Source organism: Zobellia barbeyronii (assembly GCF_018603515.1).
Taxonomy (GTDB): domain Bacteria; phylum Bacteroidota; class Bacteroidia; order Flavobacteriales; family Flavobacteriaceae; genus Zobellia; species Zobellia barbeyronii.
In genome coordinates this window covers 276,765-292,188 of record NZ_JACATN010000006.1, presented here as the reverse complement: position 1 = coordinate 292,188, position 15,424 = coordinate 276,765, and the positions used below count along the sequence as shown (strand labels likewise).

The 15,424-nt window shown below is 36.7% G+C and carries 20 protein-coding genes; 11 read left to right on the top strand and 9 right to left on the bottom strand.

Annotation, left to right across the window (positions count from 1 at the left end; genetic code table 11):
- Nucleotides 1-71: 71 nt before the first annotated feature.
- Together HW347_RS18645 and HW347_RS18640 are read right to left on the bottom strand one after the other, a co-directional pair.
- A complete protein-coding gene (locus HW347_RS18645) occupies nt 72-1,298 on the bottom strand; it encodes a M48 family metallopeptidase (RefSeq protein ID WP_214613247.1) in 1,227 nt (408 codons plus the stop codon).
- Between the two features lie 53 nt (nt 1,299-1,351).
- On the bottom strand, nt 1,352-2,164 hold the full coding sequence (locus HW347_RS18640; protein ID WP_214613246.1) for a TrmH family RNA methyltransferase: 813 nt from the start codon (nt 2,162-2,164) through the stop codon (nt 1,352-1,354).
- Between the two features lie 62 nt (nt 2,165-2,226).
- Here HW347_RS18640 and HW347_RS18635 point away from each other — a divergent pair, with 62 nt between their 5' ends.
- From HW347_RS18635 to HW347_RS18600, 8 genes are read left to right on the top strand one after another with little or no spacing between them, the layout of a single operon-like run.
- Complete coding sequence (locus tag HW347_RS18635) at nt 2,227-3,027, top strand: DUF6503 family protein (RefSeq protein WP_214613245.1); 801 nt, start codon at nt 2,227-2,229, stop codon at nt 3,025-3,027.
- Between the two features lie 47 nt (nt 3,028-3,074).
- Nucleotides 3,075-3,317: a MoaD/ThiS family protein gene (locus HW347_RS18630; RefSeq protein WP_214613244.1), complete on the top strand. Its 243-nt coding sequence runs from the start codon at nt 3,075-3,077 to the stop codon at nt 3,315-3,317.
- Nucleotides 3,318-3,374: 57 nt separating this feature from the next.
- On the top strand, nt 3,375-3,848 hold the full coding sequence (gene moaC / locus HW347_RS18625) for a cyclic pyranopterin monophosphate synthase MoaC (protein ID WP_214613243.1): 474 nt from the start codon (nt 3,375-3,377) through the stop codon (nt 3,846-3,848).
- Nucleotides 3,832-4,428: an NTP transferase domain-containing protein gene (locus HW347_RS18620; RefSeq protein ID WP_214613242.1), complete on the top strand. Its 597-nt coding sequence runs from the start codon at nt 3,832-3,834 to the stop codon at nt 4,426-4,428. The genes moaC and HW347_RS18620 overlap by 17 nt, the downstream gene beginning before the upstream one ends.
- Nucleotides 4,425-5,498: a HesA/MoeB/ThiF family protein gene (moeB, locus tag HW347_RS18615; RefSeq protein ID WP_214613241.1), complete on the top strand. Its 1,074-nt coding sequence runs from the start codon at nt 4,425-4,427 to the stop codon at nt 5,496-5,498. The genes HW347_RS18620 and moeB overlap by 4 nt, the downstream gene beginning before the upstream one ends.
- Nucleotides 5,482-6,258 carry a sulfite exporter TauE/SafE family protein gene (locus HW347_RS18610; protein WP_214613240.1) on the top strand — a complete coding sequence of 259 codons (777 nt, stop codon included), beginning with the start codon at nt 5,482-5,484 and terminating at the stop codon, nt 6,256-6,258. Before moeB ends, HW347_RS18610 begins: the two co-directional genes overlap by 17 nt.
- A gap of 26 nt (nt 6,259-6,284) precedes the next feature.
- Nucleotides 6,285-6,914 carry a WbqC family protein gene (locus tag HW347_RS18605; protein ID WP_214613239.1) on the top strand — a complete coding sequence of 210 codons (630 nt, stop codon included), beginning with the start codon at nt 6,285-6,287 and terminating at the stop codon, nt 6,912-6,914.
- A complete protein-coding gene (locus HW347_RS18600; protein ID WP_214613238.1) occupies nt 6,907-7,227 on the top strand; it encodes a DUF6122 family protein in 321 nt (106 codons plus the stop codon). The genes HW347_RS18605 and HW347_RS18600 overlap by 8 nt, the downstream gene beginning before the upstream one ends.
- Here the strand turns inward: HW347_RS18600 and HW347_RS18595 are convergent.
- The 7 genes from HW347_RS18595 to HW347_RS18565 all read right to left on the bottom strand — a co-directional run bounded on the left by HW347_RS18595 (nt 7,210) and on the right by HW347_RS18565 (nt 13,455).
- Complete coding sequence (locus HW347_RS18595) at nt 7,210-8,232, bottom strand: endonuclease/exonuclease/phosphatase family protein (RefSeq protein ID WP_214613237.1); 1,023 nt, start codon at nt 8,230-8,232, stop codon at nt 7,210-7,212. The genes HW347_RS18600 and HW347_RS18595 overlap by 18 nt on opposite strands.
- Nucleotides 8,233-8,235: 3 nt before the next feature.
- Nucleotides 8,236-9,102 carry a rhomboid family protein gene (locus HW347_RS18590; RefSeq protein ID WP_214613236.1) on the bottom strand — a complete coding sequence of 289 codons (867 nt, stop codon included), beginning with the start codon at nt 9,100-9,102 and terminating at the stop codon, nt 8,236-8,238.
- A gap of 1 nt (nt 9,103) precedes the next feature.
- Nucleotides 9,104-9,847 (bottom strand): rhomboid family intramembrane serine protease, encoded by a 744-nt coding sequence (locus HW347_RS18585; RefSeq protein ID WP_214613235.1) that lies wholly within the window; start codon nt 9,845-9,847, stop codon nt 9,104-9,106.
- Nucleotides 9,848-11,698 (bottom strand): DNA mismatch repair endonuclease MutL, encoded by a 1,851-nt coding sequence (mutL, locus tag HW347_RS18580; RefSeq protein ID WP_214613234.1) that lies wholly within the window; start codon nt 11,696-11,698, stop codon nt 9,848-9,850.
- Nucleotides 11,698-11,991: a riboflavin synthase subunit beta gene (locus HW347_RS18575; protein ID WP_317195329.1), complete on the bottom strand. Its 294-nt coding sequence runs from the start codon at nt 11,989-11,991 to the stop codon at nt 11,698-11,700. The genes mutL and HW347_RS18575 overlap by 1 nt, the downstream gene beginning before the upstream one ends.
- 214 nt (nt 11,992-12,205) lie before the next feature.
- On the bottom strand, nt 12,206-12,688 hold the full coding sequence (ribH, locus tag HW347_RS18570) for a 6,7-dimethyl-8-ribityllumazine synthase (protein ID WP_214613232.1): 483 nt from the start codon (nt 12,686-12,688) through the stop codon (nt 12,206-12,208).
- Nucleotides 12,688-13,455, bottom strand: a complete 768-nt coding sequence (locus HW347_RS18565; RefSeq protein ID WP_214613231.1) for a tetratricopeptide repeat protein — start codon at nt 13,453-13,455, stop codon at nt 12,688-12,690. Before HW347_RS18565 ends, ribH begins: the two co-directional genes overlap by 1 nt.
- Before the next feature lie 115 nt (nt 13,456-13,570).
- Between HW347_RS18565 and recF the strand changes: the two genes are divergently transcribed.
- From recF to HW347_RS18550, 3 genes are read left to right on the top strand one after another with little or no spacing between them, the layout of a single operon-like run.
- A complete protein-coding gene (gene recF, locus HW347_RS18560) occupies nt 13,571-14,650 on the top strand; it encodes a DNA replication/repair protein RecF (RefSeq protein WP_214613230.1) in 1,080 nt (359 codons plus the stop codon).
- Nucleotides 14,651-14,666: 16 nt separating this feature from the next.
- On the top strand, nt 14,667-15,107 hold the full coding sequence (locus HW347_RS18555; protein ID WP_225901981.1) for a hypothetical protein: 441 nt from the start codon (nt 14,667-14,669) through the stop codon (nt 15,105-15,107).
- Nucleotides 15,088-15,384, top strand: coding sequence for a DUF721 domain-containing protein (locus HW347_RS18550; RefSeq protein WP_155596907.1), 297 nt, complete (start codon nt 15,088-15,090; stop codon nt 15,382-15,384). The genes HW347_RS18555 and HW347_RS18550 overlap by 20 nt, the downstream gene beginning before the upstream one ends.
- The last annotated feature ends 40 nt before the right edge of the window (nt 15,385-15,424 follow it).

Sequence of the window (15,424 nt, the reverse complement as noted above, 5' to 3'; positions counted from 1 at the left end):
CGTACAACAAAAATTGCCCCTCTTTTTAGGCTATGTCAAAGTGTCCTTAATTTTGAATACTGATGCTTGTACTATCTTTTTAGATTCTGAATCCGATTAAGAAGTGTAGGGTGAGAATAGTGCACAAAAACGAAAGCAGGATGAGGGGTAAGGTTGCTTAAACTGTTTTTAGATAGTTTTTTCAATGAGGTAATAAGCGGTATAGCAGCATACGTGTCTTTGGCATAATCATCTGCTTGATACTCGAATTTCCTTGAAAAATGATTCATTATTAATCCAGTTATTTCTGAGATAGGACTGTAAAGAATACCAAAACCAATAAGGGCCGCATGAAAACTGGGCTGAGATACGCCAATCGCAATAGATACAGCAGGATTATTGACGAACAATGATAATACAAATAGCGTGATACCTGTCAATACTAAAGATGCTATGAGGTTGAAAATGATATGCTTCTTTTTGTAATGTCCTACTTCATGGGCCAAAACAGCAACAATTTCTTCTTCGTCCAGGTCATTTATCAAGGTGTCGTATAAGGTGACCCTTTTTTCTTTACCAAAGCCAGAGAAATAGGCATTTGCCTTTGTAGAACGTTTTGAACCGTCTATTACAAAGATGTTATTGAGTTCAAAACCAACGTTTTTGGCAAAGGCTTCTATTTTAGTTTTTAAGCTTCCATCTTCTAGAGGTGTTTGCTTATTAAAAAGAGGTACAATGAGTTTACTGTAAAACAAATTCATGAACACCGTAAAAACAGATACAAGAGCCCAAGCATACAACCAGAAATTGTTGCCTGCCCATTGGAAAAACCAAATGATTACGGCTAAAAGTAGCCCGCCTACTACTGCGGTCATTAGCCAACCCTTTATTTTATCTAAAAAGAAAGTGCCTTTGGTAGTTTTATTGAAACCGAATTTCTCTTCTATTACAAAAGTGGAATAGTAGGATAAGGGAAGGGTAACGATATCGCTTCCTATCATAATAATACCAAAGAACATTAGTGCCATTGGTATAGGTTGGATTGTTACGCTACGTACAAGTTGGTCTATCCGTTCAAATCCACCAAAAGCCAAAAAACATAAGGTCAAGAGAAATGAAAAGGTAGATGTTAATAATCCAAAACGATAATTGGTCTTTTTGTATGCCTGCGATTTTTTATACTCATCCGCATCAAAAACATCGTTAAGTTCCTCTGGTATAGGATCATTGTAGCGTTTGGCATTCAGGTAATCAAGAACGGTCTCGAGGATAAATTGTAGCACGAGAATGGCAATTATAGTATAAAACAGAATGCTCATTCGGTATTTTTTTTGGTATATGGGGGTTGGTATGTTGAGAATTGACGCGTTATTTACTCGAAATTCCGCTGTCTTTTCGCTTCAAAGATAACAATAGCGGCTGAGACGGATACATTCATGGAATCTATCTCTCCTTGCATAGGTATAATAATGTTCTGAGTTGAGTTTTCAAGCCACTCTTGGGAAAGCCCGTCCGCTTCCGTGCCTACCACAATGGCAGATGCCGGATTGAAGTCGGTTTTAATATAATTTTCAGAAGCCGAAAGTGCTGCGCAGTAAATGTTGATATTTTGTGCCTTTAAAAATGCTATAACCTCAGAGGTACTGCCCATAGCTACTTTGTTTGTAAAAACACAGCCCACACTAGAGCGTATAATATTAGGGTTGTAGAGGTCTGTTTTTGGGTTGGCAATGATAACTGCATCAAGGTTTGCAGCATCGGCAGTACGTAATAGGGCTCCTATGTTTCCTGGTTTTTCTGGGGCTTCGGCAATAAGTATTAAAGGATTTTTATTCTTTAGTTCCAATTCTTCCAGCAATGTGGGTTTGCTTTTGGCAATGGCCAGAACACCTTCAGTAGTCTGTCTGTAGGCTAGTTTTTGGTAGACATCCTTTGTAACTTCAATATAATCGGGTGTTAACTTACTGTTTTCAAATAGGGTATAGGTTGCATTTAAGTCAATCAAGTCCTTTTGAAAAAGTACAGTTTCAATTTCATAACCACCTTTGAGCGCCAATTCAATTTCCCGTTGGCCTTCAATAATAAAAAGTCCGGTTTTCTTTCGTTCCCTAGACTTCTCCTTTAAAAGCAGTATTTTCTTAACCAACGCATTTTGTACGCTAGAGATTTGCTTGATTTCGTGCATACCGCAAATGTAAATAAAAGAGCAATTGTGCGACCTATGTACCTAAAACTAAAAATAAACACATGAAACAAATTTTTACAATCTTACTGGTTTTAGTTCTAACGAACTGTAAAGAAGGGCCTAAGCAGAATGAAACTGTTCAAAAAGAAGTAAAAACGGAGGTTAAGGAAGAAAATAATGACTACCCTGAAGCACTAAATAAAGTTTTTGAAGCCCATGGCAGTTTAAAAAAATGGAGAAATAAACGCACACTAAGTTTTGAAATTGTTAATCCAGATGGTAATGAAAAGCACACTGTAGATTTATATTCAAGAAAAGATAAGGTTGAAACCCCTCCGGTTGAAATTGGTTTTGATGGTAAAGATGTTTGGTTGTTAGATGAGGCAAAGACCTACAAGGGTAATGCTGAACTATACCATAACCTTATGTTTTATTTTTATGCAATGCCTTTTGTTTTGGCAGATTCAGGAATCAATTATAAAGTTGCCGAAGATTTGGTTTATGATGGTAAGAATTACCCTGGGATTCACATAAGTTATAATGACGGAGTTGGAGCTTCTTCAAAAGATGATTACTATTTGTATTATGACTCGGAAACCTACGAAATGGCTTGGTTAGCATATACCTTCACCTATGGAACGGATGAGAAATCTGACAAATTGAGCTTTATTCGTTATAACGATTGGGCAGATGTTAATGGGGCAAAATTACCTAAATCTATTACTTGGTACTTAAATGAAGGTATATCAATAAAGGAGGTTAAAAAAACGGTGACTTTTGATAATGTTGTTCTAGAGGAAACCTCAAAACCTGATGCATTTTATGCCGTTCCAGAAAATGCTAATGTCATCTTAAAGCCTTAATTTTTCTTATTTTTTAAGTACCTTGTATCTTTAAATTTTATTTGAATATGGAGGTCTTGTTATTCGGCATAGCCAAAGATATAGTAGGTAGGTCATCGTTTCGTTTTGAAGAAGGTGATGAAATGCCCAAATCGGTTTCGGAATTGAAACAGAAATTGAATAATAGCTTTCCGGATTTTGGGAAGCTTTCTTCTTTAGCGGTAGCCGTAAACAGCGAGTATGCCGAAGATGCTAAGATTTTAAGTAAAGGTGATGAAATTGCTATAATCCCTCCCGTAAGTGGTGGGTAATCTAGAACTATAAAGGCATCTTCGTCAATTCAAAAACTTTAATAGGAGTATAGATTCATGGAAAAAAAACTATCACATGTTGATGCCTCGGGAAACGCGGCAATGGTAGACGTATCCGAGAAAAAAGTAACCGCTAGAACAGCTGTAGCTTCCGGTTGGGTAGAATTTCCACAAGAGGTTTTTGAAACCTTGGCAGCTCAAGATTTTTTGGGTAAAAAGGGAAGCATTATTCAAACGGCAGTAATTGCAGGTATTCAGGCAGTTAAGAAAACCTCAGAACTGATTCCGCTTTGTCATCAAATTAACTTATCCAAAGTACAAATTGATATTGTTCCCAATGGGCGGGCTTTAGAAATAAGTTGTACCGTAAAATGTACGGAGAAAACGGGAGTTGAGATGGAAGCGCTTACAGGTGTTTCTGTTAGTGCATTAACTATTTACGATATGTGCAAGGCGTTGTCCCATGATATACGGATTACTAACGTTCAGTTGAAAGAAAAAACAGGAGGAAAGAATGATTATAGGTCCTAAAATATATGGCTTGGTGCTTGCAGGAGGGAAAAGCACCCGAATGGGAAAAGACAAAGGTTTAATTCCGTACCACGGTATGCCACAACGCGATTATCTGTATAATCTACTGGGTAGGGTTTGTGAAAAAACCTTTTTGAGTATTAGACCGGGGCAACAGGATGAGATTGCCAATGAAGTTGAAGTGATTGTTGATGAGAACAAGTATAGAGGGCCTTATAACGGACTCTTATCTGCTCATTTGAAGCATCCTAATGTGGCTTGGTTGGTTTTGGCGTGTGATCTGCCATTAATGGACCTTCTAGCACTACAAGAATTAATAGCTGCTCGTGACCCAAATAAAGTAGCAACTTCGTTTGCCCAAAAAGAAGACCCTTTACCGGAGCCTCTCTGTGCTATTTGGGAGCCAAAAGCTTTTAAGGAAAGCTTGGCTTATCTAGAAAGTGGAAACGGGACTTGTCCTAGAAAATATTTGATTAATAGTGAGGTTAAATTGGTTTTCCCTAAAAACCCCAACGTACTTCTGAATGCGAATTCTGAGGAAGAGTATAAGGAAGCCATCGTGAAATTAGCAGTGGAATGAACGCAGAACGCTACGACAGACAAACGATTCTAAAGGAGTTTGGCATGGAGGCTCAACTGAAATTACAGTCGGCCAAAGTACTGGTGGTAGGAGCTGGTGGGCTTGGGGTTCCCGTGCTTACCTATCTGAATGCTATGGGTGTGGGAGTTTTGGGTATTGTAGATAATGATGTGGTGTCGCTATCTAACTTACACCGGCAAGTATTATATTCTGAAAAAGATATAAATAAGCCCAAGGTAGCTACCGCTGTTTTAAAATTGAAAGAACAGAATTCAGAAACTAAAATCATTTCTCACGAAACATTTTTGACACGCGAAAATGCTCTTGAAATAATAGGAGACTATGATATAGTCGTTGATGCTTCGGATAATTTTCCTACCCGGTATTTGGTGAACGATGCTTGTGTGATTTTGAATAAACCTTTTGTTTACGGAGCATTACACAGTTTTGAAGGGCAAGTAAGTGTTTTTAATTTTGAAGGAGGACCTACATACCGTTGTCTTTTTCCTGAAATGCCAAAAGCAGACGAAGTGCCTAATTGTAATGAAAATGGAGTTTTGGGTATTGTACCGGGAATCATTGGTAATTTCCAAGCGCTAGAAGCTGTAAAAATACTTACGGGAATAGGGGAGACCCTTTCTGGTAAATTATTACTTATTGATGGGTTGTCAAGTAATTTTCAGAAAATACGTTTTTCAGTGAATCCTGAAAATCTAAAGATAAAAACCCTTCAGAAGAATTATGATTTTGATTGTGAAGTGCCTATAAATTCTATTGCTTCGGATGCTTTTCAGCAAATTATAGATAAGAATGAGGTGCAACTTATAGATGTTCGCACTCCCAAAGAGTTTAATAGAAATCATTTCTCTTTTGCCAAGAATATTCCACTTTCCGAACTTGATGAACGGCATGGTGAGATTTCGTACGATGCTGGAATTTACGTCATCTGTCAGTCTGGGGTGCGCAGTAGAAAAGCCGTAGAAAAACTCAAAGGCTTACATGCCAATGCAAATTTGATTAATGTAGAAGGAGGGATGAACCAAATTTCAAAGCATGCTATTAAGTACTGAGAACCTGGTGCTCCTGTGTTTGGGTTTCTTTATTGTAGCTACTCTGTACTCTTCAGTAGGATTTGGTGGTGGGTCTAGTTATTTGGCATTATTGACCTTATTCTTAGGAGGTTTTTTTGCTATACGCTCTATAGCTTTAATATGTAATTTAGTAGTAGTTTCTGGAAGTACTTTTTTATATTTTAAGAATGGTCATGCAAAGTTAAAAGACTTTTTGCCCTTTGTGTTGGCCAGTATCCCTTTAGCATTTCTTGGAGCCTCTTTTCGATTGGAAGAAAATGTTTTCTTTCTTTTATTGGGGTTTTCACTTGTAACCTCCTCTGTGTTTTTGGCGTCACAAACTTTTTCAAAAAGAGATTTTTCAGAAAAGGTCGCTAAATACCCTAAGTTCTTAACTTATATATTGGGTGGTGGTATTGGCCTTTTATCTGGACTTGTAGGTATTGGCGGTGGTATATTTTTAGCACCAATATTAAATCACCTTAGATGGGATAAATCGATTAAAATAGCAGCTTTAGCCAGTTTTTTTATATTAGTGAATTCCATTTCAGGCTTAGCAGGTCTAATTCAAGGAGGAATGTTAGATTTGCCTTGGAAGGAAACCTTGGCCCTAGTTGTTTCTGTACTCATTGGCGGTCAACTGGGTATTCGTATTAGCTTAAAGAGATTTACGCCCAAAGGAATTAAAAGGGTAACAGCCTTATTGGTTTTTGTTGTAGGGGTTCGTATTTTACTCAAATATATCCCAGAGGTATTTTAATAAAACAATTTTAAAAAGTAATAGCATTGAAAATTCTTTTAAATCCAACATATTTTCCTGATATAGCAACTTTTTCTACAATAGCCCAGCATGAGGTTTGTTGGGAAGTTCAAGATAATTTCCAGAAACAGACCTATCGGAACCGGGCTTACATCTGTAATGACCGTGGCAGGCATATGCTCAGCATTCCCATACAACACGTAGGGAACAAGAAGGGTAGACTGAATAAGGACGTTAAGTTGGATAATACTTACGAATGGCAACGTCAACACTGGCGTACTTTAAAAACGGCTTATAGAACCTCACCTTTCTTTGAGTTCTATGAAGATGAGATAGCGCCGCTTTATGAGAAGCAGTACGACTATTTATTAGATTATAATCTTCTGACCATAGAAACAATTTGTGACTGTCTTCAGCTAGATATGTCAACTGAAAAAACGGTAACATATGATGTTAGTCGAGAAGGTCTTTTTGATGGTAGATTTCTTGTAAACCCAAAGGGCAAGTTGAATTTTGATCAGGAAGAATACAATCAAGTTTTTTCCGATAGAAATGAGTTTTCTAGAAACACGAGTGTATTGGATTTACTTTTTAACGAAGGAACGAACGCATTAAGTTATCTAAAGAACCAAAAAATAAGTTTCTTGAATGCTTAGATTTCTCATGCATTATGGCATTCATTTTTTGGCGCCCATTTTTGTTGGGTGGTATTTTTATAAGGAATATCGGTTAAAGGCTATTCTAATATTATTGGCGGGTATTGTAATAGATATAGACCACTTACTTGCTAGTCCAGTTTTTGACCCTGACCGTTGTAGTATTGGTTTTCATCCGTTACACAGTTATTGGGCAATTGCCATCTACTTTGGATTGTTGTATTTCAAAAAAACTAGAATCTTTGGATTGGCCTTTTTGATTCATATTTTGGCGGATGCCACGGATTGTTTCTTTCTATTTCAATCTAAATGAGGCCATAACTGGGAAGTGATCTGAGTATTTCTCATTGTAATTTTTGTGGCCCATTACCTCAAAACTGGAATCAGCCATTATAAAATCAATACGAATAGGTATCATAAGAAAATTATAAGAACGCCCATAGCCGGACCCTTTCTCAATAAAGGTATCTTGCATGTCCCCTTTAATAGTATGATAGACCGATGAAAATTGGGTGTTATTAAAATCTCCACATACTAAAGTTTTATAGGGGCTTTTTGCTTTGTGCTCGGCTATAATTTGAGCCTGTTGCTGTTGTCTTTTGAATGCTTTGGTAACCCGTCTCAACAGTCGCTCGGAAGATTGTGAGCGAAGAACTCCCGTGCCAGGAGTAATCCCAAGAGATTGCATATGCAAGTTGTATAGTCGTAACGTATCGCCTTTGTAAAGTATATCGGCATATGACCCGTTATTAATACTGTTCGGGAAATCAATAATCTCTGCTTTGATTATTGGGTACTTGGAGAATATACCCATATGTACCTTATCTCCAGTAGGTATCTTCTTTAGGAAGTGATATGGATAATCCAAATAATTTTCTTCCATATCATAGCCTACTTCTTGGAAACTAAGTATATCTGGATTTTCCTTCCTGATAAAACTTTTTATTTGCTGAGGAATACTATCATTATCTAAGTACTTATACCTGTTAAAACCACGCACATTAAATGTCATTAACTTTAACTCGTCTTCTTGGAAATCTGTAGATTTTGCTGAAAATTTTAAAAAAGTCCCCAAAACAAAGTAGCCAAATACAAGAACAAATAGAGAGGTGAAAGCCTGTTTTTTAAGTCCTAACAACCAATATAGGAAGAAAAGGGTGTTTACTACTACTAGGGCCGGTACGCCTAAGCTTAAAATTGATAAAAAAGGAAAAATTTCTAAAGAAAGATAGGGTACCGCACATGCTATTAATAGCACAACGGCAAAGATGACATTAAAGAAAAATATAATTTTATTTAAAAATGACAGTCCCCTCATACGCTAGTCTTCCTTACCCGCCTTGAATAGAAAGTCTTTTTCTATTTTGGAAAGGCTTTCGTATCCAGATTTACTGATTTTATCCAGAATTGCATCTATCTTTTTCTGGTGCGTTTTTTTATCGTAGTTGGCTTTTTTGGTAGCCGTCTTTTGTTGATTTTTGAAAACCGTTTTCATTGGAGCTTTCTTTTCGCTTTTCTTGAAAAGGTTAACAACACCATCAACGAAATTAGAAAATCCTTCACCAATATCTCTTCCGTTGTAAAGTTGTCTGGCATACATGTAACCTAAAAGAGCGCCTCCTAAATGAGCTATTCGCCCACCTATATTTCCGCCCATAGGAATCTGAACTAAATCCATCAAGACAACGAATAATCCTATTTGCCAGAGTTTTACGTTAAAAAAGAAAAGACGAACCTCTTGGTTGGGAATATAGGTACACACAAAAATAAGTACCGCCATAACCCCAGCTGATGCCCCAATAAGAGAAGCATTTACGCCAATTAGCGTTGGAAAAATATTATAACTTAAAAGAAATAATAGTCCGCCTAAAATTACGCCTAGAAAATAAATGTTTAAAAATCGTCTCCCGTCAAACAGATTCAATATAATACGTCCGGCCACATAGAGTATATACATGTTCCATAGAATATGGAATATACCACCATGTAAAAAAGAGTAAGTTATTATGGACCATGGTTGCATTAGAAAGTCGAAAAAATCCTTAGGTAAGGCAAACCAATTTTCAACATTAGGGCTAACGAGAGCTGTAATGAGCCCCATTACGATAAAAACAATAACGTTAATGGCTATGAGCTTCTCAGAAACGCTCAATCGTGCATATTGATATTTTAAGTTTCCGTTTGTCATATTAGTTCCAGCGGTTGTTGTTAAACTGATTTTTTTTCCAATACCACATCATCAGAAAACCAAATAAGGCTCCTCCAATATGAGCAAAATGTGCTATGCCTTGACCAAAAATAGCATATCCTGTCACTCCTGAAAACAAATCCAATCCGATTAAAACGGGAATAAAATATTTTGCTTTAACGGGTACAGGGATAAACATAAGGAATAACTCACTATTTGGGAACATCATGCCAAAGGCTACTAAAACTCCATAAATAGCTCCTGATGCCCCAACGGCCGGTGTATTATAGGCAGATAGAAAATTATCTATTGTGCTTTTTGATGCAATATTATACCAATCTGGACTGTATTGACCAGCAGAGATAATATCCAACACATTACTCTCGGTCATACCACTACTAACTAAAGCTTGCATGCCTTCGTTAAAATAGTAATAGTTTACAGCTGTATGGAGAAATGCAGAGCCTAGACCTGCGGAGAAATAGAAAAATAAAAATTTGTTACGTCCCCACATTTTTTCAAGTGGAGAACCAAAGGCCCATAGGGCATACATGTTAAAAGCAATATGCATGAAACCACCATGCATGAACATATGGGTTATAACCTGATAAAAAGCAAAATTTTCGTTTTTTGGAAACCACAACGAAAACCATTGATACATCTGATCACCATACATAGAGGTTGCCACAAAAAACAGAACGTTAATTATGAGTAGGTGCTTTATGGCTTCGGTTAGTTTTCCCATTTAAATAAATTTTTTGTCAATATCATTTTCGGTAATAGTGATATATACCGGTTTATTAAACGGACTTACCATAGCTTCCTTACAAGCGAACAAGTCATTTACAAGTGCAATTTGAGAGGCATTGTCCAATGTCTCTCCTGTTTTAACTGCCAAAGTCTTTGCCAAAGTTTTTGAAAGTATGTCCGTATGAGAAAAACTTTCTTCGGTTATCTCCTGTTGGTAGTCAGAAATTAACTGGTCTAATATCATGCCAACTTCGCTTTCTGCTACCAATAATGGAACACCGGTAACGGTAATGGATTCGCCTTCTATTTTTTCAAAGAGAAATCCTATGGAAACCAAAATATCCTCAATTTCTTGAAGTGCAATGATTTCTGATTTTGAGAAAGAAACGCTTAATGGGAATAATAATTGTTGACTAACAGCTTGTTGTACCGTACTGTTCTTCAAAAATTTCTCATAAAGGACTCTTTGGTGTGCTCGGCTCTGGTCTATAACAACCATACCCGATTTTATGGTAGTTACAATATATTTTCTTCTAATCTGGAAGGTAGTCGTAACGGCTTCTGTTGATTCTTTTTCGCCTTCAAAAATAGAACCTGTTATGGTGTCCGATTCAAAACTAATGCTTCTGGCATTATCATCAGCGCCCATTTTTGATTCATGCCCAACATATAAACTTTCCCAACTCTGTGTATTTGGTTTTTGATAACTACGCGAAGCAGAGGCCGTATTTCTCGTTTCCTGAAAAGGATTGAATCCTGAATTTACAGTGACATTTGGTTGTATGACCGACTTATTTTTGAATTCATAGGGGGTCTGTAAATTAGGGTCATGTTCGAAATCTAGGGCAGGAGCAACGTTAAATTGTCCTAAGCTATGTTTAACAGTAGACCTTAAAATAGCGTACAGACTATGTTCATCATCAAACTTAACTTCAGTTTTCGTGGGATGAATATTTATATCAATCGATGCTGGGTCAACTTCCAAATAGAGAAAGTAGCCAGGATAACTATCAGATTTTATAAGTCCTTCAAACGCCGCTACAATAGCATGGTGTAGATAAGGACTTTTTATAAATCGGTTATTAATAAAGAAAAACTGTTCTCCACGACTCTTCTTAGCGAATTCCGGTTTTGTAATAAAGCCTTTTATTACTACAATTGGTGTCTCTTCTTCCACAGGAACTAGCTTTTGATTAGTTCTAGTTCCAAAAATATTTACAATTCGTTTTCGGTAATTGTCTGAAGGAAGGTTAAAGAGCTCACTTCCGTTATTATAAAAGTGAAAGGCAATTGTTGGGTGTGCCAAAGCTACCCGATGAAACTCATCTGTAATATGGCGGAGTTCTACTTGGTTACTTTTTAAAAAATTACGTCGTGCGGGAATATTGAAAAACAAATTCTTGACCGCCATAGAGGTGCCCTTTGGCGTAACGCTTGCTTCTTGGAATATTATTTTACTGCCTTCTATTTTAAGGTGGGTGCCTAGTTCTTCGTTTTCAGACTTGGTCTGCATTTCTACATGTGCAATAGCAGCAATAGAAGCTAAAGCTTCACCACGAAAACCTTTGGTACTTAAATTAAAAAGATCTTCTGCTTTTTGAATTTTAGAAGTGGCGTGCCGTTCAAAGCTCAATCTAGCATCTGTGGCACTCATACCCAAACCATCATCAACTACCTGAATAAGAACTTTTCCGCCGTCTTTAATAATCAGTTTTATGTTATTAGCACCGGCATCTATGGCATTTTCAAGCAATTCCTTAACCACTGAGGCAGGGCGTTGAACCACTTCACCCGCTGCAATCTGATTAGCAACATGGTCCGGTAAAAGTTTTATGATATCTGCCATTAGTTAGGGAAGAATATAGAGATGTCAAAATCGATGATATAAAGTACAATCAACACTAAAATAGCTATGATAATCGCCATTCTCACCTTTATGTTGGTGTCTCCTTGGCGCTTTACATCAGACATGGCGCTGCCAAATTTTCCTTTTAAACCTCTTGCGGGATTTAGTGTACTTCTAAATTGATCCAGTTTTGGTTCAATTTTAAACGGATTGCCTTTACCCTTATCGTCATAATAACGAGGGGCGTAATCGAATTTTTTACTTCGCTTTAAGCGCGTGAATTTACTTAGCATTCCCATGAACTCCAAAGTTACTTAAAATCGAAAAATATGCCGTATTACAGCTGCCAAAATTTGTTAACAGACCTTAAGATGTAGGTCTGTAAGCGGTAAAACTATAGCTCACTCTGTTTAATAGGGGGTAAGCACATAGTTTGCCTGTTCGTTTTGGAACAAACCTTACTAAGAAAGTAAGATTTTCAAATGAAGTTTGTACTGTTTTACTTGACTATTTACCTAAACTAGCCATTTGTATAGCAGCAATAGCAGCTTCGGTACCTTTATTTCCATGTTTACCTCCGCTACGATCTCGTGATTGCTGTATGTTGTTATCAGTTAGTACACAAAAAATAACTGGCGTATCTAATTGCACGTTCAAATCTTTAATACCTTGTGCGGTAGCGCTACAAACAAAATCAAAATGCTTGGTTTCGCCTTGTATAACGCTTCCTATGGCAATAACGGCATCAACTTCTTGTGTAGTTGCCATTTTTTTACAGCCATAGGTCAATTCAAAACTCCCTGGTACATCCCAACGTACTATGTTAGATTCCAATGCTCCACAATCTATAAGGGCATCAATAGCTCCTGAATATAGACCTTCGGTTATTTCGGTATTCCATTCTGAAACAACAATCCCAAACCGAATATTCTTCGCGTTTGGGATTTTTGCTTTATCGTAGATAGATAAATTTTTGTTTGCCGTAGCCATTAGTTGCTGGTTTTAGCCATTCCTATAAATGCATCTACAGTACGGGCTTCGTCAGAAGATGAATACTCATCTTTAATTTTCTGAAAATATGCTAATGCCTTATCGTTTTGCTTTAATTCTAGAGCGGTAACACCTGCTTTGTATAAGAATTTAGGAGCTGTATAGTTATTGCTGCTATGAGCAATAGCTTTATCATAATATCCTAAAGCATCTTCTGGTTGACCTAATTGCATAAACGCATCGCCAAGACCACCTTTTGCCAGAGCACCAAGAATATCATCTTCTGAGCTAAAATCTTCAAGATGAGAAATAGCCTCTTGATATTTTTGCATGTTCAAATACGCCATACCAGCAGAGTAGTTTGCTAAGTTAGCAGCTTTTGTACCACTGTATTCACCTATAATATCTAGAAAACCATATTTTCCTTCGGCACCGTTCAAAGCAAGATTGAACAAAGAATCTTTTGCAGTTGGACTGTTAAGTGCTTGATCAAAATATTGCTGAGGATAATACATTTCGTTAGCAGCACTTGCCTCTTTTGGCTTAACAACAAATTGTGTGTATGCCAAATATCCAAGAACACCAACAGCTATAACACCAATGATACCTAGAATATAATTCTGGTTACCGGCTACCCAAGCCTCGGTTTTGGAAGCACTTTCGTCTAGTGTACTAAAGACTTCTGCAGTTGCGCTTTCTTGTTCTGTAATCTCTTGCTCTTCTGCTTTATCCTTAGGTTTAAAACCTCGCTTCTTATATGTAGCCATTTTCTAATTTTATTGGTCGCGCAAAAATAATGGTTTTATCCAAAACCGAAAGGGTATTTATTCGTTATTTTTGAGGTTTGTGAACCAAGCACCGTCAAAACTGGAATTATAGCGCATGTTTTTAAAGAAATTATCCCTCATCAACTACAAAAATTTTGACTCAAAGGATATTGAATTTGATAAAAAAATCAATTGTATGGTGGGACCAAACGGAGTTGGGAAAACCAATATTTTAGATGCGGTGTACCACCTTTCTTTTGGTAAAAGTTATTTTAATCCTGTCTCTACGCAGAACATAAGACATGATGAAGAATTTTTTGTAATTGATGGTGAGTTCGAAAAAGATGATCGCGAAGAAAGGATAGTTTGTAGCTTAAAACGTGGTGCAAAAAAAATCATTAAACGTAATGGTAAAGCCTATGATCGCTTATCTGATCATATTGGTTTATTGCCTTTGGTTATAATTTCTCCTGCAGATCGGGACCTTATCATAGAAGGTAGTGACACAAGAAGAAAATTCATAGATGGAGTCATTTCTCAATCCGATAAAAGCTATTTACAAGATCTTATAAAGTACAATAAGGTTTTGGCGCAGAGAAATTCCCTTTTAAAATACTTTGCTGTTAACCATACGTTCAATAAGGATACTCTAGCGGTTTATAACGAACAATTAAATGATTATGGAACCAAGATTTTTGATAAAAGATTAGCTTTTTTAGAGACTTTTATCCCTATTTTTAAAGAACAATATATAGCTATATCCGGAGGCCGAGAAGAGGTTTCTTTAAGTTATGATAGTAAATTACTTGATAATAATTTATTGACTCTTTTAGGGAATTCAGTTGAAAAAGATAGGGCGTTACAATATACATCGGTAGGGGTTCATAAAGATGATTTAGGCTTTGAGATTTCAGGGCATCCTATTAAGAAATTTGGTAGTCAAGGGCAGCAGAAATCGTTCCTTATCGCTTTGAAGTTTGCCCAATTTCAGTTTATAAAAGCTCGGTCTAAAACAACACCTATTTTATTGTTGGATGATATTTTTGATAAATTAGATGAACATCGGGTGTCACATATCGTAGCTTTGGTGAACAATGAAAACTTTGGTCAGATTTTTATTAGCGATACCCATGCAGAACGCACCGAAGAAGTGGTGAAACAAATACACCAAACGTATAAATTATTTAAATTATAGGAATAGATTTTTGAAAATGATGAATAAGATATTTTTAATAGGATTCATAGGTTTGTTTTTGGGATGCTCCTCTGGTATTTCAAAAGAGGATTTGAATACGCTTGATGGATATTGGGAAATAACACAAGTAACCTTTCCTGATGGTAATATTAAAGAATACAAGGTGAATACTAGTATAGACTATATTTCTATGGATGGAGACGAGGGATATCGTAAAAAAATGCAGCCTAGACTAGATGGTACATATGAAACCTCAGATGATGCAGAGGCTTTTGTAATTGTTGGAAAAGAAAACGATTTTTCAATAAATTACAAGACGGAACTCAGTGAGTGGTCAGAGAAGTTAATGGAGTTAGATGATACCACTTTTTCTGTGCTAAACGAAGAAGGAATTCGGTACGATTACAAAAGATTTGAACCTATTTCAATCCAAAAAGATGGCGAAGAGAAGAAATGAGAACCTGAATATGAGCCAAGCCCTGAATGAATTCATAAAGGAAAATAGGCTTCAGAAAGGTATGGATAAGGTAGATGCCCGTGAAGCATGGCGTAATTTAATGGGTAACGGTGTCAATAATTATACAACAGAAATTGAGCTTAGGGGAGATACGCTTTTTGTAGCATTATCATCTTCTGTACTTCGCGAAGAATTAAGCTTGGGAAAATCAAAAATAGTAAAGATGCTCAATGAAGATTTGGGCAAGGAATTAGTGCAAAAACTGGTGCTAAGATAAAAAGCCTGTAAACTTCAGAGATCTGAAGTTTACAGGCTTT